This window comes from Indolivaga capnocytophagoides, assembly GCF_036511535.1.
Lineage (GTDB): Bacteria > Bacteroidota > Bacteroidia > Bacteroidales > Dysgonomonadaceae > Dysgonomonas_A > Dysgonomonas_A capnocytophagoides.
Window position 1 is genome coordinate 1,995,202 of the sequence record NZ_AP028867.1, and the last position, 26,150, is coordinate 2,021,351.

The window sequence follows — 26,150 nt, forward strand, 5'->3', positions numbered from 1 at the left end:
GCAATAAGGAAGAAGCCCTTATCTGAATATGTTATATACTAGCGAAACTCCTATCTTGGTAGGCCCTACATAGCCTTTTGTTTTTTTACTTTCGAGCTTGAAATCAGCATATTCACCACCCAGCTGATACTTGTCATACTGCAAATTGGCATAGCCTATACAAATATTGGCGTCTATACGGAAACGGCTCGATAAGTAAAACTTATACCCTCCCGTCAGTCCTGCAGATATACCCCAGCCTTTGCGTCGATAGCTTGTTTTTTCGGGATCTTTATCTTTCAACCCTATATTGAAATTTCCCATCATACCATAAGGCCCTATATAAAATCCGTCCCAAAGGTCATTTGTGTAGTAGTATTTGGGATTGACATAATACCTGAAATCAATAGACCCGATTAACGCCCTGAATACTTCTTCGTCTTTTTTGAAAAGGTAAGGCAGCCACATAGCATCCACGTTGAGTGTGAGCTGACGCCCTACTGACCACTCTATCCCGAAATTGGGACTCCCCACCAATGTAAAAGGCACATTTGTTTTCAAAGCCTGTCCTTTGGCTTGCGGACTAAAAGCCAAGAACAACAAAGCCATCGCTATCATTGGAATATATTGCATCAACCGTCTCATCAAATCAATCTTATTTAAGCGTATTTATTATTTCTAATGCGTCATTAAAGTTCAATGCCATTACCGTTTCCGGGACTTGAGTTCCCTCCCGATTCGATATTAGGCGACCACTCTTTTATGTTAGCCAAACGCAATACCTGAACGTCATTACCATCAACCTCTACAATAAGAGTTTCATTCATGTGTAAGATCATCGGAATTGAGTTTTTGTCTGTAATCTCGGCATCGAGCGAATACAGTATATTATTATCAGCCCCGATGAGGTCTATGGTAAGTATCATCGGTTCGTTCGAATTATCTTCATTTTGTGGCGACGGGAAATAATTATTGCGGAATCCAAAATCAAAATCTTTATATGGATTTTTATATAATGTTGCTTCCAGTTTCATCATATCCCCTGCATCAGACCGCTTAGAGCGAGTAGTGATACTGTCGGTTATTTGCGCCAGATTCTGAACAGTGCCAACTCCTCTGGCCAGGATTTTGACTTTCTTTATATTATCGAATGTAAGAGACTCCGATATCTTAGTCAGTCGTTTGAATACGACACAGATACTGCCCACATATTGTTTATCGAATTGTATTGTATCCCTTACTACAGGCCCCGGATAATGTATATAAGGAGCTGCTGTTTCGGAATATATACAGGGAGGTTCGGGATAATACCCGTCCGACATCTTTTTTAATGCAAATGCAGCTGTACTGAAAGATGATAAGTTGCTGAATTCGATGTTTTGCATATTGGTAAAGCAAAAAACAGAATGCTCTCCCGGATAAAGCCTGAAATTGAAGTTTCCTTCCTGACTTCGGGCATTTTCGGTAAACGGATAATTCGAATACTTTTCTTTTTCGATTTCTGTTTTGAAAACAAGAATGCTCAGGTCTTCTATTTTATATGAATCTGTCCTGATACTTTTATCTGCCTTAGGAACATATACGACATAGTTTGTCTCATCCTCAAAGTAATCGTATGTGCAGGAGCTCATACCCGAAAACAAGCAGATAACGATGATCAAAAAACAAAGTCTCAAAAAATTATATTCTTGTATCATATGTTCTAATAAAAACATGAGTTAGGTCTCAGACCTATTTTATATACCGGTTCGAAGTTGTAGTCTGACCCTTCCGGCAATACTTTCGTTCTGACGGAAAGCATTGCCGAATAACATAAGGCCAGTAACTAAGGTCTCAGACCTCTTCATTTATCAACTAAGCACGAAACGACAGGAGAGCATCTCTCCGTAATGTCATTAAATACTTATTACTGTTATTTTACTATTTTGATTTTCGGTAAGATATACCTGCTCTAAGAAAGTTCGAAGCTATAGCTCAATAGTTTCCCTTTCGATATGATCCCATTGTTGAGGAGCACCGATACTGATGATCAGACCACCTTCCGATCCGGGATTTTCGGGATTTTCGGGTAATCCGCTTGATGACAGTTTCAGATTCACTTCACGTATTACGTTTGGAGAGAAAACACCGTTAACTGTACCATACCAATATACAGGTTGTGGAGATGAAGCAGTAGTTCCGTCAGCATACTTATAGCCGGCAGGAGCCAAAGCTGCAACTACGATAAAGTATTTTCTGGCAACTGCTGCATCAGAACTTGATGATAATCCGTCTGCTTTAGTTGCATTCGGCCATACAAGAATATCTTTCCATAGAGTATAATCACTACCCAGAATAGTTGTTGGCTGGTAATCATCAGCCGAAGGATCAGCATCGTTATATGTAGTAGTTCCTGTTGAGCCAATTAAAATACGGTTAGAATCCGAATTGTTAGGTAAAAGACCTCCGGCAAACGTTCCCAGTTTGAAACCCATCCCCACAGGCAGGTTGTGAACTGCGATAAAGCTGCTCGCACTGTTGAATGTTACTGTACTCAAGGCCGGAGCGGTAGGATTTTTATCTGTTTTATCGATTCTTACACGCATCAACGAAACTTCTCTCTGCAATTCTAAAGTAGTTCCACTCAAATCGGTAGTTTCACCCCTGGTGATTGCCACACCGCTTCTGTAAGCCGTAAACACCTCCGATGTAGGAGTATAAGCAACGTCTCCGGCTTCAAATGTGTGTCCGGATGGGAATGTAGATTTTTTCCAGTCAACAAAAATATTAGTGTTCAGCTTTTTGCCTCTTACATTATAAGCATCGAAAGCTGTCCATGCCGAACCTCCGTCGAGAGTAGTAGCAATATTATCCGATGCAGAATTAACATTGGCAACCAATGCCAGATCATATGTTCCTTCGGGCACATTGGTCCACTTGAATATTTTATCTGTTGATGTCGAAGGATCAAATACCGCAGAAAAAGCAACCTTACCATCTGTGGCATCATACAGAAACATCTGTAATTGTTTTACATTGCTCCAACTGGTTTTAGGTATCGCTGTTGATTCAGAAGAGGACGCCCTGAGGACAGCCGATTGTTCAAAGGTAATTTTTGCCACCAATTCGCCTTCTTCGGACGCACCTGTAACCACATTATCATCGCTTCCACACGACGAGAAAAGCAGTCCTGTAATAGTAAGTAAACTGAGAAATACTTTTTTCATTTTTAATTTTATTAATTATCTAATCTGTTCTGAACATTTTATCACTCAGAAGAAAGGAAAGTAATCTGATCATCCGAACCACCGGCCGCTACTGACAAATACTTATCCAACCAACACATTTATAACCATTTGCCTTTTATAAGTTCTATCTCCAAACCCTGTTTTCAGAGCATAAGAAGAACCCTCACCCGAAATAAGCTTTCAGGTAATATTAAATCTTTTTCTGATTGAAAAATATCACATTCAGGTTGTTTTCAACTCTACTCTTCCTATCGGAAGCCTTTGTTTCTTTGAGAACAGTCAATTTTGGATATACATACTTTTCTCTGTTTTTGTTTGTAAAATTTTGCTTCAAGGTCTCAGACCTGTTTATAGACTTTCATCTGACTCTTAGAGATCAAATAGTATTCGAAAAAATCGTTGTACTAGTTGCGGGAACCAAAACCATGTAATTAGATATTAGGCCGATACACATTTATTACTACATTATGCCCACTCGATTATCAAACACTTTACAACACAAGAGTTACATCTACTATTTATTTGTTACAAATATAAATTACATACATCGATTTAGGGTTCTCCATTTTTTCCTACTTGTTCTTCAAACTTTCCGGATGCACAAAATTTCGTCTTATCTCCCCCGGAGTCTTACCCATATGTCGCTTGCAGAAGTCATTCAGAGTAGATTTGGAAGAGAATCCGAAGTCCTCGCTAATCTCTTTAAAGTTAGAATCGCTGGAACAGATTGCATGGAAAATCTTCTTTACCTTCTGTTCAGTCATCCACTTATAGCCCGAAGTACCAAATACCTTCTTGAAACGTTTTTCGATGCCTGAGACAGTCATATTCATAGAATCTGCCAGATCAGTTAACGATTGATACTTGTGGCTGTTTTGAATAACATGATGCGAAAAATTAGAATCGTAACTCAACGCTTTTTTAAAGAATCTCGATAAATCTTCTTTAGGATAAAATGCACCCAGCAGATAAAACAGTTCTCTTATCTTAAGGGTAAAGAAACCCTCGCAGCGCAAACCACTCTCGATACTTTTAAGCAACTGCAGTACGTAATCGTTCAGTATATCATTTGCTGCCAACATAAAAGGTGTTTTTATATCAACCTGAAAAACAGACCCATGCCTATTATCTTTAGTAGTAAATATCAGGTCTTCTAACCGGTAACGATCACAAAACTGAATTTTCTGATGTAATTTGAGAAACAGTAGAGTTGACTGTATCTCAGTTTTATAGGTAAATTTATAGTTCGCAGGTAAATACAAAAACTGCCCCTCCAACATGGTGCAGTCTACATAAGAACCCCAGAAGTATGATATTTTACCTTTGGGCAAAAACAATATCGTATTGAATGCCGAAAATTCTTCATGCAGACAACTCTCACCCATTTCTTTGACTTGAATACTCGAATCTGATTCACCATTATAGTTTATACACTTCATCTGCTCACAAAGGTGTAGAAAACTCATATTATTTTTTTTTGATAGATTAAATTTTGTATATGGTATAATAAACAGGAGGGAACCGTAATGTGGTGTAATATTGGGAAGAATCAAAGCCTAAGGGCAAACAAAACAGACTTAGGCAAACCTGTTTTATTTGTCTGACAATTGGTGTTGAGAAAAGCAGCTATGGCAATAAGACATGCGACTGTGTGTTTAGTCACTAAACACAAGTGTCTTCATACAGCATTGATGCTGTAATACAAATATCATTGCTTCAGCAGGGGTGGAGTATAGTAATTATAATGTTTATGTACCTTGCCTGATCTAGTCCACAAATATAGATTAATAGTTTTTAATAAAACAATAAAAGATATATATTTTTGCTCAAAAAATGTATAAATATACAATTTGCATATATTTTTAATCTCATTTTCAACAAATTGAATTTAAATCAAAAAAAATCCTTACATCAAGATGTAAGGATTTTACGAAAAAGCAGCGTAAATTTTCTTTATTTGATACAGTTTTTATATTCGTCGGAAGGTTCTATTTCCGAATAAACATATAAACGATTACCCAACGGATCGGATAAGATAAACGACCGGTCTCCCCAAGGGTTAGATATCAAATCTCGGATTGGTTGAAGTTTCTTCACTTCCACCAACTCGTTATAGACTTTATCTACATCATTAACCATAAAATTGAGAGTAACTCCCCCCTTTCCATACAAAGGTGTTTCATCCTGAGGAGTCATAAAACAGAGCGAAAACTGCTTAAGTTTGTCCACATGCAACACTATATACCACTCGGAGTCGAAAGTCACAACCGCATCCAGATTATTCACATAGAAATCCTTACACTCAGCTATTTTTTGAGTATGAAAGCATACCGACAAATTTGTTGTTACCATTAATACTTTGTTTTAAAATTTCAGGTAAAACTAATCTTTTTCAAAATCGAAGTATTGTAAAAATCGGACATTATTTCCAAATTCAAAATCAGATGGGATAATTCCTGTATATGCTTTGAAGTTCTTGATAAAGTGAGACTGATCAAAGTAAGCATCATAACGTGTTTTATCGGTCTTGAGCAATTTCATTGTCTTTTTAAAACGAACAATGTTTGCATATTCTTTCACTCCGATGCCTATCAGTTCGTTCATACGACGTCTCATCTGCCTGTCACACATCCCGGACAAGGAAGATAAATCTTTTACTGAAATAATTCCGTTTGTATTTTCGATAAGGTTAAATACTGAGAGTAACCTCTTATCTTCTGATTTATCATCGACCTTTTTCAGAAAAAGATCATTCCAATAACCGACAAGAATCTCAGGAGGTGACGTAAGAACAATGTCTGAATTGATACCCCAATCCGAAAGGTTAAAAGAAGTCCCCGTATTAAGCAAATCAGCAATCCTCAGATTCAACAGTCCAAGAAGAGCGTATGGCTTAAACCTGATACCTATCTGTCTGCATGCCGATGAATGTACTGCTATACGGCTGTTCCATATACCTACAAGACGACAATTGGTTATACATCCATTATTACAGGTTATCACAAGATCAAAATAGCCATCGGGAAGAATATCAAACTGCTGCTGAACAAGTTCTTCCGAACTGAAAAACCAATATGCACAGATATAGTTTTCCAACGCTTTGAGAGGGACAAACTGAGTATATGTAATTAATGATGCATCCATATTTTAGAGCTGCTTAAGATATCAAATCTATTTATTACTTTGATAAATAAGTCAACCAAAGCCTTTTATAAATTAAAAGTATGTCACTAAAAAATTCCTGACACTTAAAAGTAATCTTTTAGTAATTCTCACGAAAATAATTTGCAGAAATAAAAATTTGAATAACTTTGTAATTCAAAGTTCTTTTTAATCCATAAATAAAGAATAAAATAACACTATAAATAAGGCAGATATGAAAGTAAAAATGATTCTTCCGGCATTAACAGAAGCAGAAAGTCCATTCTGGCGTCCGATTAAATACTCTTTATTTCCTCCACTAGGATTGGCTACACTTGCCGCATATCTTTCTCCCGATGACGAAATAGATCTTCAGGATCAGCACATCGAAAAACTAAACTTGGATGACAAACCCGATCTGGTAGTCATTCAGGTCTACATAACCAATGCATACAGAGCCTACCGTATCGCAGACCATTACAGAGACAAAGGAGCTTATGTGATTCTGGGAGGATTACATGTCACGGCTCTTCCGGATGAGGCCGCACTCCATGCCGACAGCATCTTTTTAGGCCCTGCCGAAGAATCATTTCCCCGATTTCTAAAAGATTTCAGGAACAAAACACCACAAAAGGTTTACCGTTCATCAATACGTACCTTACAAAACATGCCTGTCGTTAGACGGGATCTTATTAAACGCCACAAATACCTGGTTCCTAATTCGATAGTTGTGACCCGAGGATGTCCTCATCACTGCGACTTTTGTTATAAAGATGCTTTTTACGAAGGAGGTAAATCTTTTTATACACAATTGGTAGATGATGCTCTAGCCGAGATAGACCGCCTACCGGGCAGGCATTTATATTTTCTTGACGATCATCTGCTGGGCAATAAAAAATTCGCTTCTGAATTGTTCGAAGGGATGCGAGGCATGAACCGTGTATTTCAAGGAGCGGCAACTATTGCGTCTATTCTCGATGGCAACCTGATAGAAAAGGCTGCCGAAGCAGGTCTCAGGAGTGTATTCGTGGGCTTTGAGACTTTTTCACCGGAAAATCTCAAAATGAGCAACAAAAAGCAAAATCTGGCAAGAGACTACTCCGAAGCTGTCAAACGCCTGCATTCATTAGGCATAATGATAAACGGCAGCTTTGTATTCGGACTCGACCACGACAATAAAGATGTATTCAAACGTACCGTGGATTGGGGGGTACAAAACGCAATTACTACTTCAACCTTCCACATACTGACCCCCTACCCCGGTACACGCCTGTTCAGCGATATGGAACAGGCACGGCGCATTACATCCCGCAACTGGGATCTGTACGATACCCGTCATGTGGTATACCGTACTACAAACCTTTCGACCCGAGAATTGGAAGAAGGATACAACTGGGCATACAACGAATTTTATTCATGGTCGAATATATTCGAAGCATCATGGAAACACGATTTGATAAAGCACAAACTCAAACACCTGTTTTATACGGGAGGATGGAAAAAATTCGAACCTCTATGGAATTTTCTGATCAAAACAGGCGGACTTAATCATATGCTGCCTTTGCTGGAATCTATATTATCGAAAGTTAATCTGAATGAAAGGCGAGAAATGACAGTTTCTCAACCGGCTATTATTCAATAAACAAAAGATGATGATCCTGAGGTAATCCAAATCTGAAACTCTCTTAATTTTACTTAACAATATAAGTTTACTTAACCAAGGAAAACAAATAGGGAAAAGATAAAAAGTTGTAATTTTACACTTTATATCAAAGAAGATTGTTTTAAATAAGTTAAGAGAAACAGAAATGATGACACAAAAAGGATCTCCGATGCCCAATAAAATAAGCAGGTCATTGGTCGGATATGTAATACTCACATTCTTTGGCTATACAATTATAGGATTACCCCTTGCAGTATTGCCATTTTTCATCAATAAAGTATTAGGATATAATACAATAATAGCAGGATTAGTAATAAGCCTGCAATACCTCACAACTTTTGCCATGAGGGGGTATTCAGGAAATATTACAGATAAGAAAGGCCCTAAACCGGCTGTTCTTATCAGTATGGGTAGCTTTTTATTGAGCGGTATTCTTCTCTGGATAGCTTACGAATGCAAAGGCACTCCACACATCAGTTTGGCTATATTAGTTGCAACACGCCTGATTACCGGATGCGGAGAAGGAATGATCGGTGCAAGCCCTATTAACTGGGCAATGCTGGCACTAGGAGATCAACATACAGGTACAGCTATATCATTCAACGGGATAGCCAGTTACGGTGGATTGGCTATCGGAGCGCCTCTAGGTGTATATCTCGAAAAATTTATCGGAATAGAAGGTGTTGCCATCATCATTATGGCAATAGCAGTAACAGGTTATCTGGTTGCACACCGAAAAAAAGCATACCGGAACGAAATTATCGAAAACCGCCAGTCGTTTATGAAAGTACTAGCCAAAGTATCTCCTTACGGGATATGCCTTGCATTAGGCGGACTCGGATTCGGGACATTATCGACTTTCATCACGTTATATTATGACTATATGCACTGGACAAACGGGGCATTGTGCCTTACCGTATTTGGTGCTACATTTATACTCACCCGGGTTGTTTTCAGTAATGCCATAAAAACTTATGGCGGCATCAAAGTAAGTATAGCATCTTTTGCAGTCGAAGCCATCGGTTTGGCAATTCTGGCTTATGCACCCAATGTATGGCTGGCATTGCTCGGTGCAGGTATCACCGGATGCGGTTTTGCTCTTGTATTTCCGGCTTTGGGAGTAGAAGCGGTCAATCTGGTCTCTGCATCCAACAAAGGTTCGGCTTTAGCCGGTTATGGCTTGTTTATCGACATATCTCTAGGGATAACAGGCCCTTTGGTTGGTGCTGTCGGAGAGCATTGGGGCATGGATAAAATATTCCCTTTCAGTATGTTCGTAGTAGTTATCGGACTTCTCCTCTCTATCTATCTGGGTAAAAAACGGGCTGTAACCATAAGCCCATCGGGTAATTGAATTATTAACACAACATAAAATACACAACACAGTACACAGTTTTTAAGGATAGATAAAATTTTCCGGATATTTTCGGAGAAATCTTTATTATAAAGTAACTGAAAGTATTTAGTGTCATAAAAAGGTCTATGACCGTCTTACTTTACTTTTATTTTTTTTCCTTTTATTTCCTTTACTTTACTTTGTGTATTATTGGAGGAATTAACTGAGTTAATGACGTCAAAAACCCAACTACCTATCTAGCGAATCAGAAGAAATGTTTACTCAAAAACTCCATAAAACGATCTTTGTATGAGTCTGATACAGGAATATATTCTTTACCGAAAACAATACAATTACGCTCTATGGTTTTTACCTTATCCAGATTAACAATAAACGAACGATGCACACGCATAAACTGACGCGATGACAGTTTTTCTTCGAGAGACTGCATACTCATCAACGAGCTGACAGGCTCTGCCATACCTTCGAGATGAAATTTGACATAATCTTTCTGATTTTCGATATATAAGATCTGATCCAGATTGATCTTCTCCATTCTGTATCCCGACTTGATAAATATGCTTGAGGAAGACGATTCCAGCGACTTATCTTTCACCGAAGATGTCAATTTAAACCACTCCTCTGCTTTATTCGATGCTGCCAGAAATTCGGGATAACTGATCGGTTTCAGCAGATAATCCAACGCATTCAATCTGAATCCTTCTATTGCATACTGATCGTAAGCTGTAGTAAATATAACCCGTGTACTCTGTGGCAGAGTCTTCGAGAATTCAAGCCCTGTGATTTGCGGCATATTCACATCGAGATACAAGAGGTCGATATTTCCGGTACGGATAATCTCCAACGCCTCCAACGGATTCTCGAATGCAGCAACCAATTCAAGATAAGGGGTTTGATTTACATAAGATTTCAGCAGATCGATAGCCAAAGGCTCATCATCTATTATTACACATCTTAGTTTCATAGTCAGCTATTTTCAGGTAAAATCAATTCGCAGCAAAGTAAAAAAACTATCCGGACGATGCTCGACAATAAATTCATGCTTGCCGGGATATATCAACTCCAAACGCTTAGTAAGATTTGCAAGCCCTATACCCGAATTTTTAGCCTCTATCCGGGTATCGACATCAGGCAGGCTGTTTTCTACCGTACACAGTACTCCGGTTTCTTTTTCGACTAAAATCTTAATATCTATAAAACATTCACCCTTGCTTGTGAGTCCATGCTTAAAAGCATTCTCTATCAACGTCATAAACATGAGAGAAGCAATCATATCATTACTTCCTTTATTTTCGATCATAACATTGAGTCTTACATTCGAACTTACCCTCAATTTCATCAAATCGATATAATTCCGGGTAAATTCGAGTTCTTTTTCTATCGGAACCAGCTTACGGTCATTGTCATACAACACATAACGGAGTAAATTGCTCAACCGATGTACCGAATCCTGAGCTTTGATCTGGTTTATCGCTATCAGCGAATAAATATTATTAAGCGTATTGAACAGGAAATGCGGATTAAGCTGACTCCGTAAATTACGGAGATCGGCCTCCAACTGACCGCTTTTAGCCTGTTCGAACTTGATAGAGTCTGCATACCAACGGATAGTCATTTTCATAGCAACACTCAGTCCCAAAACAAAAAATATCAGCAGATAGTCCGAAAAAATTCTCATAGCAAAAGGAGGTCCGGGATGCCTGCCCTCTTTCCGTTCGGTCATCTCGCGTTGAAAAAATTCCGGATGAGGCATCAACAAATCAAGCAATAAAGTCTGCACAAGTAATAATGCGGTTATCAAAATTATATTTGCCACGAGATATCCTATTACCTGTTTGTTGAATAAAAATTTATCTATAAGATACAGGTAATTGACATAAAACAACACAGCAAAAATACCCGTTCTCACCATGTACGAAATGTAAGGCCCACTATCGAAAGTACCTTCTTTCGACATGATATAGATAGGTACTAACAATATAATACACCAAACAAGAATATGAGAAAATATCTTTATAAAGTTTTTCATTATTATGCTTCTTTTGCTCGTTACAGACAAAGGATCATGTTCTTTTTATTCGTACCGCAAAGCATCGATAGGATCAAGATCGGCAGCCTTTTTGGCAGGATACCATCCGAAGAATATCCCTGTAGCCGTACATACGATAAACGACAAAACTACTGTATAAACTTCAATATCGATAGGCCATGACAAAATATTTTTCACTAAAAACGAACTACCTATACCCAATATAACACCAATCACACCGCCCGTCACACTCAAAAGGATGGCTTCTATCAGAAACTGCATCAGTATATCCACTCCTTTCGCACCGATGGACATACGCAGCCCGATCTCACGTGTACGTTCTGTTACAGACACATACATAATATTCATGATACCTATACCTCCTACCAGAAGAGATATTCCGGCGATACACGCCAGCAACACAGTCATCATTTCGGTAGTAGAGCTCATCATGGTGATCAGTTCTTTTTGCGAGCGTACATTGAAGTCGTCTTCATCATTTGCACCTATCTTATGTCGCTGACGAAGAATAGATTCTATACTCGCTATGGCATCCTCAGTAGCATCTTCGCTCACAGCGGATGCCGATATAGACTGAATGTAAGTAATGGCAAGAATACGCTTCTGAACGGTAGTATAAGGAGCGATGATCAGGTCGTCCTGATCCATCCCCATCGTATTATCTCCTTTCGAAGTCAGCACACCTATCACTTTAAACGGTATTTTATTAAAGCGGATAGTCTGACCCACCGGATCTTCGCCATTCGTAAAAAGATTTTCCACTACGGTCTGTCCTATTACACAGACTTTTGCAGATGTCTTCACTTCTGCTTCGGTAAACATCTCACCTTCGGAAATAGTATATTTACGAATATCCAGATACGAGGGATTTACTCCATAGATACTTGTCGGCGAGTTATTTGCTCCGAAGATAACCTGACCCGAAGACGATACTTCGGGCGAAGCCATGGATATATATTCGGCTTGCTCTTCAATTGCCTTAAAGTCCTCGAGTTTAAGCGTCTGCATACTGCTGGCACTCTGCCTTACTCCGCCGAACTGTCCTGTTCCGGGACGTATGTTAATCATATTCGATCCCATTGTAGAGATCTGATCCTGTATGCTCTTCTTCGACCCCTGTCCTATCGCCAGCATAGATATTACGGCCGCCACACCGATAATAATACCAAGCATGGTAAGGAATCCCCGAAACTTATTGCCGCTCAGGGCTCGCAGAGCTATCTTAAATAGATTGACTAAATTCATATTTTTTCTGTTTTGGTACGGCTAGTCTTCTTTTGGAAGCAGAGCCAAAGCTTCTTTTGCCGATTTAATATTATCATTGTACGTATCTTCCTTGATACGTCCGTCACGAATAACAATATTACGGCTGCTGAAATGCGCCAGTTCCGGATTGTGTGTCACGAAGATAATGGTACGGTGTTCTTCTCTATATAATCGCTGCAATAGCGTGAGAATCTCGAACGAAGTACGTGTATCAAGGTTACCGGTAGCCTCATCGGCCAGAATTATCACCGGTTCATTAACCAAGGCACGTGCTATTGCCACACGCTGCTGCTGACCTCCCGACATCTGATTCGATTTATGGTTGAGACGGTCGCCCAGCCCTACATCCTGCAAAGCCTTTACAGCTCTGGCTCGACGTTCTTTTGCCGATACAGACGAATTATACATCAAGGGAAGCTCTACATTCTCCACGGCAGTGGTTTTTGCCAGCAAATTGTAAGATTGAAAGATAAACCCGATCTTACGGTTACGCAATGTAGCACGGTCGTTTTTCCCCATGGTACGCACCGATACTCCATCGAGATAATATTCGCCCTGTGTAGGAGTATCGAGGCAGCCAATTATATTAAGAAGAGTAGATTTTCCGGAACCACTTGTTCCCATGATGGTAACGAATTCTCCTTCGTAGATACAGAAATCGACACCACGCAAAGCATGTACCGTTTCTTCTCCGACGACAAAGTCCCGTTTCAGATTTTCGACTCTTATTATTTCTTTTGCCATTTCGTTATTTTTACGTCTCATTACTAAACCAAGGTCTCAGACCTTAGTGTTTCTCACCCTGCGGTCTCTGCTGATTTTCAGACTTATTCTTATCGCTATGAGTATTTTTACCTGTGGAATGACCCGATTTACGATCTTCGAAGTCTCCGGGAGTCCCCCATTTGTTGAAAGATTTTTTCAGTTTATCCTTTGTATTCTTTTTACTGTCAAATTTTACAGTTATAGACGAACCACCCAGATTGATCTGTACATCTTTTACGCCCGACAGTTTAAGTATTTTCTTTCTTAATGCTTCTTCCGACAATTTATTCTTTGTAAAATAATATACTTCGGTAGAATACTGATTCGAATTGTTCTTTACTGTTTTCTTCGCCTGCTCTTTTTGCTGAGGCTGTGGTTGATGTTGTGCATTAACTACTACAGTTGTAGATAAACACAGGCTTAATAATGCGATTCCGTATATTTTTCTCATTTTATTTATTTCTTTAGGTCTCAGACCTGTTTTTATTATTATTTATTTTTTCTTATTATTTCCCCCCGGAGGTTTTGGCATAAACGGACTCGATTCGCCTCCAGCCTGAGCTTCTGCACTAACTTCTCCTTTCTGGTTCTGTGATAGTCCTGTAACAACTTCTTCTCCACCACTCAAGCCTTGAGTTATAGAAGTATGTACCCCGTCTGTAACACCAATAGTGACCAGATGCGCCGACAGAGAATTACCGGATTTGACCCATACAACCTTTTGTTTCGGATTTTTTGCATCGACTGTAACGGGCTGTCCTACCTGAATATCTTTCATATCTTTCATTAATTCCGGATCGGGATTGAAACGAAGAGCTTTAGCCGGAACCAATAATATACCGCTCTCTTCCATTGTATAAATATTCACACTGGCGGTAAGTCCTGGTTTCAATTTGAGGTCGGGGTTCGGAGCTTCAATCACCACTTCGTAAGTTACAACGTTAGATGTAGTTGTAGCTTCAAGACGTACTTGTACTACTTTTCCTTCGAACTGATCATCTGGATAAGCATCTACCGTAAACGAAACTCTCTGTCCCTCCTTCACTCCGCCTATATCCGCTTCATCTACATTAGCAATCACACGCATTTTGGTCAAATCATTGGCAATCGTAAACAGTGTCGGCGTACTGAATGATGCTGCTACAGTCTGTCCTTCTTCCACAGCACGTGAGATAACCACCCCGTCTATAGTCGAATAAATAGTAGCATATCCCAGATTGGTACGGGCTTTCAGAACTGCGGCTCCAGATGATGTTACGGCAAGTTTTGCAGTTTTATAATTAGTTTCGGCTGTTTCCCAATCGGCTTTGCTTATCGCCTGTTTATTCCATAGCTCTTTCTGACGATTATAAGTCCGCTCGGTATTAGCTAGTTCCACCTGTTTGGTCTGTAAGGTTGCCTGAGCGTTTTCGAGTTCCGATTGCAAGATATTTTTATCAAGTTCGGCTAGTATATCTCCTTTTTTCACCACCGAATTGTAGTCTACATACAGCTTCGAGATAACTCCTGACACCTGTGTACCGACTTCGACCAAAGTAATGGGCTCGACAGTTCCGGTAGCTGTTACCGAGGTCGAGATATCTCCTTTTTCGGCTTTTGCCGTATCCAGTTTCATCTGCGATTTCTGTCCTTTCGGTATCAGCAAATAAATACCAGCAACGACAGCCAGCACAACCAATGCTACGATCAGGTATTTCTTTTTGTTCTTATTCATTGTTTCTTTATTATGTAAATGTTAGTATTCAATCATCTGTTCCAGCATTAAGGACTCTGAGTTATTGTCACTTATAACGATATTTCCTGCCCTTGATAGAAATTCAATAATTTCAGGCTCAGCAAGGCAGTATACTTTGCTTGTAAAAGATTCTGTAAAGCATTGGTATAATTGTTCTTTTCGGTAGTCAGTTCTACAGTATTACGCATTCCCAGATTGAATTGTTCCTGCACCAGCTCGTAGCTCAAACGGGTAGAATTCAACTGATCTTTGGCTGCGATATATTTGCTTTGAGCCGAAACCACATCCTGATACAATCCTTCTATCGTTTTCAGTAAAGTTTTCTGAGTATCCAGCAGTTCTAATTCAGCTGTACGGATATCTAGATCAGCTTTCTGTACATTCGATTTATTCTGCCTGTTGTCGAAAATAGGTATGCTGACCGACACTCCTATACTCTGATTGAAATTACGATCCAACTGTGTAAAGAACGAAGGCGACTGATTATAGATATTTCCTGTTCCGATACTTCCGGTAAGAGATACAGTGGGTAAATATCCCGACTTAGCCGTTTTCTTTGACAGATTAGCAATATCAATTCCGAGTTTACTGTTTTTGATTTCGGGCATTATAGCAAGAGCAGTACTGTAAACATCACGTTTGGATGCCACCATCTGCAACACTTCATCATCGCCGACTTCCGGAAAAGCAACCTCAAAATCTACGTCCTGATCTAGTTCCAGTAACTGTTTCAACTGAAGTTTATAATTATCATACGAATTCTGAGCCAACACTAAATTATACTTATCAGACGAATACTGAGCTTCGACCTGCGCATACTCGCTTCGAGTAGTACTTCCTGCATCAAGAAATATTTTAGCTTGTTTAAGTTCGGCTTCGGATGTTGCAACGATATTTTCGTTGTTTTTAATCGACTCACGTGTATAAAGCATCTGCAAGTAAGCCTGAGTGATGGATATTTCAATCGAATTCTGTAATTCCTGAGTCGTTAGATCCTGTGCCGACTTTTTCATTTGTGCCGTTTTGATAGCATCCCTGTTGCGGTTTCCGTTATAAACCGTAACACTAGCATTAAGAGAATACTCTCCTGCAAAAGTTTGCTCGTACTTGTAATCGCCATTACTATTGGCCACCTGCGAATTGGCAAGCCTCTGTGACACACTTCCCGTAAGACTAGGAAACAGTGCAGCTTTCGATTGCAGTACATCCACGCTATAGCTTTCGGCCGATACTTGCGATTTTTGTACCTGAATGTTTTCTTGTCTGGCATATTCGATACACGACCTCAATGTCCATGCCTCCTGAGCTTTAATCCCGGAAGCAAATAAACAGCCGATCGTTGCAAGAAATGCAAAGACAATATAAGTCCTTTTCATATGCTGATAGTTGTAATTAGGTCTCAGACCTTTTATTGATATTTGTTAAGTAAATTGATTAAAGTCTGTTATCAACAGAATATATCAGTTATACTTGCTTTTGCTTACATGTACCGCGGTTAAAATCCTCCACCGTCCATAGGCATATCGGGAGGAGTTCCACCGCCAAAATCATCATCGGGTCGCTGAGTATTCTCTCTCCGCTGCGGCCTGCTACCTTGCTTATGTCCTCCTTTAAACTCTATTTCGGCTTTTTTATCCGCAAACACCTGATATTGGTCGGGCTCTAATATCGAGCGGTATTTTTTATCAGCTTTCGCCTTTATCTTCTCAATTTTTTCATCTATTTTCTGAGTCTGCTTATCGAGCTTTACCTTTTCTTTTTCGGATAGCTGCTCGGGTCTTCCGGCACTCATATGCAGTTCTCTTTTCTTATCCATCTGAGCCATCACATCTTTACGCTCGGCAGTTGCTGCCTTCACTAACTTTTCACGCTGCTCGGAAGTCAATCCCGGTATTTCAGGAAACTTCAGAATCCCTATTTCTCCCGAATCTCCGGTTTGTGTACGATCCATGCCTCCTTGTCCTCTCATTGGCGGACGTCCACCGTGGGCACCTCCCATAGGCGGCTGAGCCTCCATACTTACAAAAACAGCTAAAGCTGCCAATACTACAAGAATCTTTTTCATTTTTTTGTGCATTTAAGGTCTTAGACCTGTTTTTTATTCAAATGTAAGAGAGGATGAAAAAGTCGGCAATGAAAATCGACAGATAGGGATTTTTAATCGACAAATAGCAAAAACTTCAAAGCAAAAAAATAGATGTTCATTTTTCGGTTGTCAAACATCACAGATATCCATACTTTTACAGCAGATCAGTTGTTATAAGGTTTCAGTCCTAATTTATTGCTTTGGCATGTAAAATAGCCAAAGTCTGTTATAAACAAAACGTATATCATTAAATACTTACCGTTACTTATAGATATGAACAAAGACGATATATTTTATAAAGCCCTGATAGAAAAAGACAGTTCTTTTGAAGGAACATTTATAGCCGGTATAAAAACAACGGGAATATTCTGTCGTCCCAGCTGTACAGCCCGGAAACCAAAACGGGAGAACGTTGAGTTTTTCGAATCGACAAAAGAAGCTATACTCAAAGGATACAGAGCATGCAAAATCTGTCATCCGATGGAAACATACGGAAAAACGCCCGACTATATACAGAAAGTATTGAACGCTCTATACTCCCACCCCAATCAGAAACTGAAGGACTGGGATATACGTAGACTGGGCATAGAACCGAGTCAGGTGCGCAGGTGGTTTTTACGCAATCATGGAATCACTTTCCATACTTACCAACGAATGTTCAGAATCAATCAGGCATTCCATAAATACAAAGAAGGGGACAGTGTTACAGATATTGCATTCGAATCGGGGTATGAATCACTCAGTGGATTTACCGACTCATTCAAAAAACTGATAGGCACTTCTCCACAGAAAAGCATCGACAATAAAATTATTAACCTAACACGTATCGAAACTCCTCTGGGAACGATGATAGCCTGTGCTACGGATGAAGGAATCTGTCTGCTCGAATTCTCAGACAGGAAGATGCTCGAAACTGAGTTTAAACACCTTACAAAATCATTAAAGGCTCCTATCGTACAAGGAGACAATATCCATTTCAATGCCCTGAGATTGCAGTTAGATGCGTATTTCGACGGAAAGCTCAAATCGTTCGATATACCGTTGGATATGGTCGGAACTACTTTTCAAAAGCAGGTGTGGGATATTCTGCTCGAAATACCTTACGGTACAACCGCATCCTATGCGGAACAAGCTAAAAAATCAGGCAACCCTTCGGCGGTGAGGGCTGTGGCAAATGCAAACGGCATGAATAAAATATCTATCATCATTCCATGCCACAGAGTAATCGGCTCGGACGGTTCTCTGACTGGTTATGGTGGAGGGCTATGGCGAAAAAAGAAATTGCTTGAACTGGAAGCCGCGAATTCTTAAATTAACAAACGGCAACTATATAAAAAGAGAAAACCCGTGTTTCACAACATGGGCTTTCTTCAAACACACTAACTAACACTAACCTAAAAAGGACTTTTAATTAAAAAAGACACTTTTATTGCTATCTTCTTTCATTTGAAAATATCCTTTTGATTATTCTTGAGGTCTCAGACCTTATTTTATTAATATACAAAAAATAATAGCTGTAAAAGCAATTAAGGTCTCAGACCTATTTGCTGCTTTAGTAAGTATAACAATCAGAATCTGCTATAAACTCAAATATATCATTAAATATTTGAAGCTACTTTTCTTGAATATATTATTGATATTCTCTGTTTCTTATTGCGAAATTATCTCATAAATCTGAGTTTGTCAACTATGTTCGACAAAAAGAACTATATAATCGATGAATAAGCTGATTTGACAGATTTAGAGACTGCCAATATACTAATTTTTTTGTATTTTTACAGCGTAAAGGGATTTAAACGTACATATTTACACTAGATTATGCTAAAAAATTTGTTTTTTTTAATAACTGCAATTATATTTTCAATATCCAGTAAGGCTCAGGATGTACCCAAGATAAATTTCATGGATATTGAAGATGCCGTAATTACCCCCGGGGGCGACTATTACTATCCTAACCTGTTAGAAAGGTACAATTCTTTCGATTCCACTCTTACGGTTATAGATTACACCTATATATATTATGGCTTTGCTTTTCAGAAAGACTATCTCGTAAACCAACCGGGAGAAGAGAAAATGAATCAGCTGATGGAAAAAGGGCTATACGAAGAAGCGATTGCCGAATGCACAGCCATTCTTGCCAAAAATCCGGTGAGTCTCGAAGCGAATAATGCGATGGCATACGCTATGTTTCAACTCAAAAAAACCGAAAGTGAATACGAACCATACCGCAACCGCTACAAAACCTTTGTTGATATCATTGTAAAAAGCGGAGACGGCAAAGATCCGCTAACTTCGTTTAAAGTGATTTATGTGGCAGACGAATACAATATAATGTTCTCTCACTTCGAAATACCTGAAATCATATATCGCCATCAATTGGTAAATGCAGGGTATGATTATTTTAAGATCAAACCCAGTCCTCTCTACAAATCTCAGGATATCTATTTCGAAATACCCGAAAAATTAAATAACATACACAAGCAACGGGCTATAGAAAAAGCCAAAAAGAAAGCTGCTGCTACACAAGCTCAATAACCATTAAGTAACAGAAAGTATTTAATGTCGTATTTTAAAGACATAAGACTAAAGCTGTTATACTTGGATGGAAGCTAATAGGTCTGTGACCTCAGAATGCTTTGAGGCTCATATCTTTTACAGGGGCAGCATATATAATCGCTCCCGAAGAGATATAGTCTACACCTACAGCTGCAATAGCTTTTACCGCTTCCTTGGTGATACCTCCCGAGGCTTCGGTTTTTACCTTTCCCCCGATCAGTTTCACAGCTTCAGCCATTTCATCCAGCGACATGTTATCTAGCATAATGATATCGACGGCATTCGTAGCTAAAGCTTCTTTTACTTCTTCCAAATTACGGGTTTCTACATCTATCATCATTTCCTTACCCTTTTCTTTCAGATACTTTACGGTAGATGTTACTGATGCCGTAATTCCTCCGGCATAATCGTTATGATTGTCCTTCAACATAATCATATCATATAACCCGAAACGATGATTTTGAGCCCCTCCGATATAAACAGCCCATTTTTCGCACATCCGAAAGTTGGGTGTTGTCTTACGCGTATCTAATATCTTAGTGGTTGTTCCTTCCACCAGTTTCACTGTATCGTGGGCATAGGTTGCAATTCCGCTCATACGCTGCATACAATTCAGCACAAAACGCTCCATTGTAAGAATAGAACGAGCAGATCCTACGACTTCGAATGCTATATCTCCTTTTTTGACAAACTCTCCGTCCTTCTTTAATACATCTATTTTCAGATCCTTATCATAATACCTGAAAATTTCCAAAGCCAGATCAACTCCTGCGAGGATACAATCGTCTTTGATGATCAGGTGCGCCCGCCTGATCATATTGGCAGGAACACTTGCCATGGTCGAATGATCTCCGTCCCCGACATCTTCGCGTATTGCTTCACTGATAAAATGACGTAACCGGTCGTCGGTCACATAAGATGGTCTGTTCATTATATATTTTCTTTATCCAAATCTTTATTATAAAATGCTCCTCTGTTTTCTTTCTGCTCTATGCTCTGAGTAATGATGAGAAATGCTACACTCACCAGATTTCTAAGTTCTGACAATTGAGGCGAAAGCAAAGACAGGTTATACACCTCTTTCACAGCGCGATATATTTCTTCTTCCTTTTGCTTGGCTATACGCAAGCGGGCATCACTGCGTACAATACCGACCAAATCACTCATCAGGCTTTGCAAGTCTTTCCGTAGATAGTTGAGCAATGCCATTTCTTCGGTCACCTTCAAGCCCTCCTGATTCCATTCGGGTACTTTATTGAGGTTAATATAATTGAAGTTATCCTCATCCAACTTTTCAACTGTTTTCAGAGCTGCTCTATGCCCGAATACTAATGCTTCGAGCAGCGAATTGGATGCCAATCTGTTTGCTCCGTGCAAGCCTGTATTGGAACACTCTCCTACCGCAAACATATTTTTGATAGTGCTTTGTCCGTACAAATCCACATCTATCCCACCGCAAAGATAATGGCTTGCAGGCACAACAGGTATCAAGTCGGTAAACATATCCAACCCGTCGTCTTTACATTGCTGATATATATTCGGAAAATGTTCCAAAAATTTCTTATGATCGAGATGACGACAATCTAAACAAACGTAGTCATCCCCTCTCAATTTCATTTCACTGTCTATGGCACGGGCTACAATATCACGAGATGCCAACTCTTCACGGTCGTCATACTTGTGCATAAATGGTTCGCCTGATGCAGTACGGAGTTTAGCTCCGAAACCTCTCACAGCTTCCGATATAAGCGAAAGCTGTCCAGCCCGGTTACGGTAAAAGGCCGTCGGATGAAATTGGATAAACTGCATATTGCTGATTTTAGCTTTCGCACGATGCGCTAATCCGATACCATCGCCCGTTGCGATCAATGGGTTCGTTGTATTTTTATATACATGACCACATCCTCCGGTTGCCATAAGGGTAATCTTAGCCGACATCTTTTTCATCACCTGAGTCTTAATATCCAGCACATAAGCTCCATAACAGTTCAGGTTATATTTATCAAACGATTCATTCGGTATATGATGTTCCGTTATCAGGTCTATCACATAATGGTGATTGAGGATCTCTACATTCGGAAGGCTTGATGCAGCTTGAAGTAAAGCCCGTTCTATTTCAGCTCCGGTTACATCTTTGTAATGTATTACACGGTTTTCGGTATGTCCGCCTTCACGCCCGAGGTCGAAAGTTTTATTGTCATTTTTGTCAAAGTTTGCACCCCATTCTACTATTTCACGTATCCGTTCGGGTCCTTCTTTGACAACCACTTCCACAGCTTCTCTTTTACAGACTCCGCCTCCGGCACGAAGAGTGTCTTCGATATGTTTCTCGAAACTGTCTTTCTGAAAGTCTGTCACCACAGCTACACCACCTTGTGCATATTTGGTATTTGACTCGTCCTCATCGGCTTTTGTGATAATAGAAATGCGAGCCTGAGGTTTTTTTAATGCAACTTTCAGTGCATAAGATAGTCCGGAGATACCCGAACCGATCACTAAAACATCTGTGTAAATCATTGTTTTCCTTCTGGGTTAAAGTCCCAGACCTTTTTATAGACTTTACTTTATTTGCTTCGACATTTCGAGCATCTTATTTATGGGACGCAATGCTTTCAGTCTCAGTTCTTCATCCATAGTAATTTCGGGCAACTCATATTTCATGCACAAGTACAACTTCTGCATGGTATTGAGTTTCATAAAATGACACTCACTGCAATTACAGGTATCATCAAGTGTAAGCGCAGGTATTAATGTCTTATGAGGTGCACGCTTGCGCATTTCATGCAAAATTCCTTCTTCGGTTGCCACTATAAACTCCTGACATTCGTCCGTTGCCACATAATTGAGCATATTAGCAGTCGATCCCACATAATGGGCAACCTGTAACACGGGTTTCTGTGCTTCGGGATGGGCTATCAGTTTTGCATTGGGATGATCGAGCATTTGCTGTGCTATACGTTCGAGCGAAAATGCTTCGTGAACGATGCAGGCTCCGTCCCAAAGTATCATATTACGACCTGTAACCTGATTGATGTATCTTCCGAGGTTTTTATCCGGAGCAAATATAATCTCCTGATTTTCGGGTATGGAACGGATAATATGTTCCGCATTAGACGATGTAACGATGATATCGCTCTCGGCTTTTACGGTAGAGTCGCAATTAATATAACTGACGACTATAGCATTGGGGTGCTTTTTTTTCAGTTCACGCAATCCTTCTCCCGAACACGAATCAGCCAAAGAACATCCGGCCTGTGTATCGGGCAGAATAACTTTTTTAGTCGGATTGAGAATCTTGGCTGTCTCTGCCATAAAATGGACACCACAAAACACAATCAGATCTGCATTTGTTTTTTCGGCCTCACGGGCTAATTGAAGACTATCACCCAAGAAGTCTGCTATATCCTGAATTTCACCCTTTTGATAATAATGGGCAAGTATTATCGCATTCTTTTCTTTACGCATCCGGTTGATCTCTTCAACCAAATCTGTACCCTTTGGTACATCTACATCTAAATACCCTTTGAGAGGTAAAGAAGCTATCGCTTTTTCAATAGTTGACATATCATTTCTGCAATAAGGTCTCAGACCTTTTTATTACTTTGGTAAGTAAATAACAAAAGGCTGTTATTTACTAGAAGTATATCATTAATACTTTCCGTTGCTAAGATAAGTATTATAGATAATATGTAACAGAATTACACCTAAGTTTTAACCTTTCGAGTCAAAAATTAGGCTGAACCGCTAATTCCGAATCAAATTCTTTCACAAAAATATCTTTGAGTATCTGTAATTCTTTTTCGTAAATAGTTTTTTTGCGCTGTACAAAATGCAATGTATTTTCGAGAGGGGCTTTACCTTCCCAAAGCAGATTAAGCTCGCCGTTTTCGATTTGCTTCCGACACAAAAAATCGGGAATAATCGCCAAGCCTTTTTTATCAGACAAACAACGGATAATCGACAGTTTATTGGGTACAATATAATTAGGCTTAAAATCGGGGCGTTTCCTGAAATTAGCAAGCCAGAAATTACGAATCGTTTCCATATCGCCGGTAGTACCAAACCAGATCTGACCGGTAAGCCAGTTTTCGCACCCTCTCAAGTCTCCGTCATCTTTCATTTTTATAAATGTAGAAGTGTCGGTCTGCGCCCCTGCCACAAGTATAATTTTCTCGGACGAGAAGGGGGTATATTGCATATTTATGGAATCGAACCTCTGCGGAGATATTACAAAATCGAGCAACCCCTTATCCAGATCTGCAAGCATCTCGTCGTATCCTCCGAATTTAGTAATAAGATCGAAAGGCAAATCACCGATATGCGATTCGAGTACCACCTGAAATGTTTCGAAACACATACCTATACTAATACTTGTTTTATCGGAATGGGTATTCCTGAAAAAATGCTTCTCCGCAGCTTCGAGCTTATCAACGCCCTCTACGATCGAATTATAAAGAATCTTACCATGTTCGGTAGGTATCATACGACGAGTGCCCCTATCGAACAGTTTGTATCCGACATGAGCTTCGAGAGAGTTGAGATGCAAGCTTACACCCGGTTGCGAAATAAACAGCTTAGCTGCTGCCGATGTGAGCGATCCTGTCTCATAAATAGTCTTAAAAGTTCTGAACCATTCGAGATTAACCATTGTTATTTATTATAATTATTATACAAATATATAATTTATATTATTTTTATAATCAATAAGCGTATAGTATTTTTGTATTGTTATAATAAAACAAGAATAAATTATGAAGAAAATATTTGTTATAAATGCAGGACAAAAGTTCGGACACTCAGGAGGGGAATTCAATCACACATTAACCAACTGGACTATCGACTATTTTAAACAACACGAAGGCTACGAAGTAAAGACCACAGACATCAACAACCCTTACGACCTGAACGAAGAAGTGGATAAATTTGTTTGGGCAGATCTCATCATCTACCATACACCTATCTGGTGGTTTCAGGTTCCTTTCGGCTTTAAGGAATATCTCGACAGGGTATTTACTGAAGGCAACAACAAGGGTATTTATGTAAGCGACGGACGTCACCGCATTAACCCAACACGTAATTACGGAACAGGCGGATCACTGCAAGGCCGCAAATACATGCTTACAACAACATGGAATGCTCCATCAGACGCATTTACAATAGAAGGAGAGTTTTTTCATCAGCACAATGTCGACGAAGGTGTTATGTTCGGATTCCATCGAATGAATGCTTTTATCGGATTATCGAAGCTGGATAGTTTTCATTTTTATGATGTAATGAAGAATCCGAATATCGAATATTATCAAAAGGCATATATCGAACATCTGGATGCACAAGTTAAATCTTTGTAAGGTATAAGTCCGCCAATCTAAATTTTTGTTAAATGCGTCTTTTATATTCACAAAACAACTATCTTTTTTGTTTTAATACGAAAATAGCTGTTTATAGGATATATAAAAGACAGAAGTATGAAAGAGTTTGTTTTGAATAATGGCGTTAAAATTCCGGCTGTAGGGTTAGGAGTTTTCAGGGTAGAAGATGCAAATATTGCTTACGAAACCGTAAAAATGGCATTGTCGGTAGGATACAGACATATTGATACTGCCATGATTTATGGAAATGAAGAAGCCGTAGGGAAAGCTATCAAAGATTCGGGTGTGCCCCGTCAAGACATCTTCCTGACGACTAAACTTTGGAATACCGATCAGCGTTCGGGAGAGATACAAGATGCTATCAACTCCAGTTTGAAGAGACTTGATACCGATTACGTGGATCTGTATCTGGTACATTGGCCGGTAAAAGAAACATACGTACCGGTATGGAAAGATATGGAACATCTTTATAAACAAGGAAAAGCCCAGGCTATAGGTGTAAGTAATTACAATCCGCATCATCTGGACGATTTATTGAAAGAAGCCAGTATCGTACCAGCGGTCAACCAAATAGAATGCTACCCGTACCTGACACAGGAGGACGTTATCAGCTATTGCAAATCGAAAAAGATATACCCCCAGGCATGGGGTCCACTGGGAGCAGGAAAATCAGATATTTTGAACAATCCCGTAATACTCGCACTTGCTGAAAAGTATAAAAAGACTCCGGCTCAGATAGTACTTCGCTGGAACGTGGAGCGTGGCATTATTGTCATTCCGAAATCAGTACACAAAGAGCGTCTGATTGAGAATCTTAACATCACCGATTTCGAATTATCAGTTGATGATATTGCTAAAGTTTCGGCTTTGAATAAAAACCAAAGACTGGGTTCAGATCCGGAAACTTTCAATTTTTAAGATCATTTTATTATACATACAAACGGTTATCTTCGGAT

General features: G+C 39.5%; 24 protein-coding genes. 6 read left to right on the forward strand and 18 right to left on the reverse strand.

Annotated elements, in window-relative coordinates:
- Window positions 1–18 precede the first annotated feature (18 nt).
- From AABJ51_RS08275 to AABJ51_RS08300, 6 genes are all read right to left on the reverse strand, one after another.
- Entirely contained in the window at window positions 19–624 is a 606-nt protein-coding gene (locus AABJ51_RS08275; RefSeq protein WP_134436533.1) for a DUF3575 domain-containing protein, read from the reverse strand.
- A gap of 44 nt (window positions 625–668) precedes the next feature.
- The gene (locus AABJ51_RS08280) at window positions 669–1,676 is read right to left on the reverse strand and encodes a hypothetical protein (protein WP_134436534.1); all 1,008 of its coding nucleotides are present in this window, start codon (window positions 1,674–1,676) and stop codon (window positions 669–671) included.
- Between the two features lie 270 nt (window positions 1,677–1,946).
- The gene (locus AABJ51_RS08285) at window positions 1,947–3,185 is read right to left on the reverse strand and encodes a FimB/Mfa2 family fimbrial subunit (RefSeq protein WP_321577270.1); all 1,239 of its coding nucleotides are present in this window, start codon (window positions 3,183–3,185) and stop codon (window positions 1,947–1,949) included.
- A gap of 593 nt (window positions 3,186–3,778) precedes the next feature.
- The gene (locus tag AABJ51_RS08290; protein WP_320973663.1) at window positions 3,779–4,672 is read right to left on the reverse strand and encodes a helix-turn-helix domain-containing protein; all 894 of its coding nucleotides are present in this window, start codon (window positions 4,670–4,672) and stop codon (window positions 3,779–3,781) included.
- Window positions 4,673–5,159: 487 nt separating this feature from the next.
- The gene (locus AABJ51_RS08295; protein ID WP_320973664.1) at window positions 5,160–5,558 is read right to left on the reverse strand and encodes a VOC family protein; all 399 of its coding nucleotides are present in this window, start codon (window positions 5,556–5,558) and stop codon (window positions 5,160–5,162) included.
- Between the two features lie 30 nt (window positions 5,559–5,588).
- Entirely contained in the window at window positions 5,589–6,350 is a 762-nt protein-coding gene (locus AABJ51_RS08300; RefSeq protein WP_338375447.1) for a DUF6597 domain-containing transcriptional factor, read from the reverse strand.
- Between the two features lie 232 nt (window positions 6,351–6,582).
- Between AABJ51_RS08300 and AABJ51_RS08305 the strand changes: the two genes are divergently transcribed.
- Window positions 6,583–7,989 carry a B12-binding domain-containing radical SAM protein gene (locus AABJ51_RS08305; protein ID WP_338375449.1) on the forward strand — a complete coding sequence of 469 codons (1,407 nt, stop codon included), beginning with the start codon at window positions 6,583–6,585 and terminating at the stop codon, window positions 7,987–7,989.
- Between the two features lie 166 nt (window positions 7,990–8,155).
- The gene (locus tag AABJ51_RS08310) at window positions 8,156–9,364 is read left to right on the forward strand and encodes an MFS transporter (protein ID WP_338375451.1); all 1,209 of its coding nucleotides are present in this window, start codon (window positions 8,156–8,158) and stop codon (window positions 9,362–9,364) included.
- A gap of 247 nt (window positions 9,365–9,611) precedes the next feature.
- On the opposite strand, the gene AABJ51_RS08315 is transcribed toward AABJ51_RS08310, so the two are convergent.
- From AABJ51_RS08315 to AABJ51_RS08350, 8 genes are all read right to left on the reverse strand, one after another.
- A complete protein-coding gene (locus AABJ51_RS08315; RefSeq protein ID WP_338375452.1) occupies window positions 9,612–10,331 on the reverse strand; it encodes a LytR/AlgR family response regulator transcription factor in 720 nt (239 codons plus the stop codon).
- 12 nt (window positions 10,332–10,343) lie between these two features.
- Window positions 10,344–11,396: a sensor histidine kinase gene (locus AABJ51_RS08320; RefSeq protein ID WP_338375453.1), complete on the reverse strand. Its 1,053-nt coding sequence runs from the start codon at window positions 11,394–11,396 to the stop codon at window positions 10,344–10,346.
- A 45-nt stretch (window positions 11,397–11,441) separates the two neighbouring features.
- Window positions 11,442–12,662 carry an ABC transporter permease gene (locus AABJ51_RS08325; protein ID WP_026627924.1) on the reverse strand — a complete coding sequence of 407 codons (1,221 nt, stop codon included), beginning with the start codon at window positions 12,660–12,662 and terminating at the stop codon, window positions 11,442–11,444.
- Window positions 12,663–12,683: 21 nt separating this feature from the next.
- Window positions 12,684–13,427 carry an ABC transporter ATP-binding protein gene (locus AABJ51_RS08330; RefSeq protein WP_134436539.1) on the reverse strand — a complete coding sequence of 248 codons (744 nt, stop codon included), beginning with the start codon at window positions 13,425–13,427 and terminating at the stop codon, window positions 12,684–12,686.
- Window positions 13,428–13,470: 43 nt separating this feature from the next.
- Window positions 13,471–13,899, reverse strand: a complete 429-nt coding sequence (locus AABJ51_RS08335; protein WP_338375458.1) for a heavy-metal-associated domain-containing protein — start codon at window positions 13,897–13,899, stop codon at window positions 13,471–13,473.
- A 42-nt stretch (window positions 13,900–13,941) separates the two neighbouring features.
- Entirely contained in the window at window positions 13,942–15,162 is a 1,221-nt protein-coding gene (locus AABJ51_RS08340; RefSeq protein WP_338375460.1) for an efflux RND transporter periplasmic adaptor subunit, read from the reverse strand.
- Between the two features lie 71 nt (window positions 15,163–15,233).
- Entirely contained in the window at window positions 15,234–16,559 is a 1,326-nt protein-coding gene (locus tag AABJ51_RS08345) for a TolC family protein (protein WP_338375462.1), read from the reverse strand.
- A 119-nt stretch (window positions 16,560–16,678) separates the two neighbouring features.
- The gene (locus AABJ51_RS08350) at window positions 16,679–17,248 is read right to left on the reverse strand and encodes a hypothetical protein (protein ID WP_338375464.1); all 570 of its coding nucleotides are present in this window, start codon (window positions 17,246–17,248) and stop codon (window positions 16,679–16,681) included.
- 294 nt (window positions 17,249–17,542) lie between these two features.
- Here AABJ51_RS08350 and AABJ51_RS08355 point away from each other — a divergent pair, with 294 nt between their 5' ends.
- Both AABJ51_RS08355 and AABJ51_RS08360 read left to right on the forward strand, forming a co-directional pair.
- A complete protein-coding gene (locus AABJ51_RS08355; RefSeq protein ID WP_338375469.1) occupies window positions 17,543–18,580 on the forward strand; it encodes a bifunctional transcriptional activator/DNA repair enzyme AdaA in 1,038 nt (345 codons plus the stop codon).
- Window positions 18,581–19,171: 591 nt separating this feature from the next.
- A complete protein-coding gene (locus AABJ51_RS08360) occupies window positions 19,172–19,804 on the forward strand; it encodes a DUF4919 domain-containing protein (protein WP_338375471.1) in 633 nt (210 codons plus the stop codon).
- A gap of 91 nt (window positions 19,805–19,895) precedes the next feature.
- On the opposite strand, the gene nadC is transcribed toward AABJ51_RS08360, so the two are convergent.
- From nadC to AABJ51_RS08380, 4 genes are all read right to left on the reverse strand, one after another.
- The gene (gene nadC / locus AABJ51_RS08365; protein WP_338375473.1) at window positions 19,896–20,756 is read right to left on the reverse strand and encodes a carboxylating nicotinate-nucleotide diphosphorylase; all 861 of its coding nucleotides are present in this window, start codon (window positions 20,754–20,756) and stop codon (window positions 19,896–19,898) included.
- A complete protein-coding gene (nadB, locus tag AABJ51_RS08370; protein WP_026627932.1) occupies window positions 20,756–22,342 on the reverse strand; it encodes an L-aspartate oxidase in 1,587 nt (528 codons plus the stop codon). The genes nadC and nadB overlap by 1 nt, the downstream gene beginning before the upstream one ends.
- Window positions 22,343–22,384: 42 nt before the next feature.
- Window positions 22,385–23,389 (reverse strand): quinolinate synthase NadA, encoded by a 1,005-nt coding sequence (gene nadA / locus AABJ51_RS08375; RefSeq protein WP_026627933.1) that lies wholly within the window; start codon window positions 23,387–23,389, stop codon window positions 22,385–22,387.
- Between the two features lie 160 nt (window positions 23,390–23,549).
- On the reverse strand, window positions 23,550–24,473 hold the full coding sequence (locus AABJ51_RS08380) for a LysR family transcriptional regulator (RefSeq protein WP_338375477.1): 924 nt from the start codon (window positions 24,471–24,473) through the stop codon (window positions 23,550–23,552).
- 103 nt (window positions 24,474–24,576) lie between these two features.
- Here AABJ51_RS08380 and AABJ51_RS08385 point away from each other — a divergent pair, with 103 nt between their 5' ends.
- Complete coding sequence (locus AABJ51_RS08385; RefSeq protein WP_338375479.1) at window positions 24,577–25,173, forward strand: NAD(P)H-dependent oxidoreductase; 597 nt, start codon at window positions 24,577–24,579, stop codon at window positions 25,171–25,173.
- Between the two features lie 117 nt (window positions 25,174–25,290).
- On the forward strand, window positions 25,291–26,112 hold the full coding sequence (locus AABJ51_RS08390) for an aldo/keto reductase (protein ID WP_338375481.1): 822 nt from the start codon (window positions 25,291–25,293) through the stop codon (window positions 26,110–26,112).
- The last annotated feature ends 38 nt before the right edge of the window (window positions 26,113–26,150 follow it).

Bases quoted from the DNA above. Each gene is read 5' to 3' on its own strand.
- AABJ51_RS08290 (WP_320973663.1), bottom strand. From the start codon at position 4,672: ATGAGTTTTCTACACCTTTGTGAGCAGATGAAGTGTATAAACTATAAT.
- nadC (WP_338375473.1), bottom strand. From the start codon at position 20,756: ATGAACAGACCATCTTATGTGACCGACGACCGGTTACGTCATTTTATC.
- AABJ51_RS08305 (WP_338375449.1), top strand. From the start codon at position 6,583: ATGAAAGTAAAAATGATTCTTCCGGCATTAACAGAAGCAGAAAGTCCA.
- AABJ51_RS08280 (WP_134436534.1), bottom strand. From the start codon at position 1,676: ATGATACAAGAATATAATTTTTTGAGACTTTGTTTTTTGATCATCGTT.
- AABJ51_RS08390 (WP_338375481.1), top strand. From the start codon at position 25,291: ATGAAAGAGTTTGTTTTGAATAATGGCGTTAAAATTCCGGCTGTAGGG.
- AABJ51_RS08335 (WP_338375458.1), bottom strand. From the start codon at position 13,899: ATGAGAAAAATATACGGAATCGCATTATTAAGCCTGTGTTTATCTACA.
- AABJ51_RS08285 (WP_321577270.1), bottom strand. From the start codon at position 3,185: ATGAAAAAAGTATTTCTCAGTTTACTTACTATTACAGGACTGCTTTTC.
- AABJ51_RS08350 (WP_338375464.1), bottom strand. From the start codon at position 17,248: ATGAAAAAGATTCTTGTAGTATTGGCAGCTTTAGCTGTTTTTGTAAGT.
- AABJ51_RS08340 (WP_338375460.1), bottom strand. From the start codon at position 15,162: ATGAATAAGAACAAAAAGAAATACCTGATCGTAGCATTGGTTGTGCTG.
- nadB (WP_026627932.1), bottom strand. From the start codon at position 22,342: ATGATTTACACAGATGTTTTAGTGATCGGTTCGGGTATCTCCGGACTA.
- AABJ51_RS08360 (WP_338375471.1), top strand. From the start codon at position 19,172: ATGGATATTGAAGATGCCGTAATTACCCCCGGGGGCGACTATTACTAT.
- AABJ51_RS08345 (WP_338375462.1), bottom strand. From the start codon at position 16,559: ATGAAAAGGACTTATATTGTCTTTGCATTTCTTGCAACGATCGGCTGT.
- AABJ51_RS08330 (WP_134436539.1), bottom strand. From the start codon at position 13,427: ATGGCAAAAGAAATAATAAGAGTCGAAAATCTGAAACGGGACTTTGTC.
- AABJ51_RS08320 (WP_338375453.1), bottom strand. From the start codon at position 11,396: ATGAAAAACTTTATAAAGATATTTTCTCATATTCTTGTTTGGTGTATT.
- AABJ51_RS08325 (WP_026627924.1), bottom strand. From the start codon at position 12,662: ATGAATTTAGTCAATCTATTTAAGATAGCTCTGCGAGCCCTGAGCGGC.
- AABJ51_RS08385 (WP_338375479.1), top strand. From the start codon at position 24,577: ATGAAGAAAATATTTGTTATAAATGCAGGACAAAAGTTCGGACACTCA.
- AABJ51_RS08355 (WP_338375469.1), top strand. From the start codon at position 17,543: ATGAACAAAGACGATATATTTTATAAAGCCCTGATAGAAAAAGACAGT.
- AABJ51_RS08315 (WP_338375452.1), bottom strand. From the start codon at position 10,331: ATGAAACTAAGATGTGTAATAATAGATGATGAGCCTTTGGCTATCGAT.
- AABJ51_RS08380 (WP_338375477.1), bottom strand. From the start codon at position 24,473: ATGGTTAATCTCGAATGGTTCAGAACTTTTAAGACTATTTATGAGACA.
- AABJ51_RS08300 (WP_338375447.1), bottom strand. From the start codon at position 6,350: ATGGATGCATCATTAATTACATATACTCAGTTTGTCCCTCTCAAAGCG.
- AABJ51_RS08310 (WP_338375451.1), top strand. From the start codon at position 8,156: ATGATGACACAAAAAGGATCTCCGATGCCCAATAAAATAAGCAGGTCA.
- AABJ51_RS08275 (WP_134436533.1), bottom strand. From the start codon at position 624: ATGAGACGGTTGATGCAATATATTCCAATGATAGCGATGGCTTTGTTG.
- nadA (WP_026627933.1), bottom strand. From the start codon at position 23,389: ATGTCAACTATTGAAAAAGCGATAGCTTCTTTACCTCTCAAAGGGTAT.
- AABJ51_RS08295 (WP_320973664.1), bottom strand. From the start codon at position 5,558: ATGGTAACAACAAATTTGTCGGTATGCTTTCATACTCAAAAAATAGCT.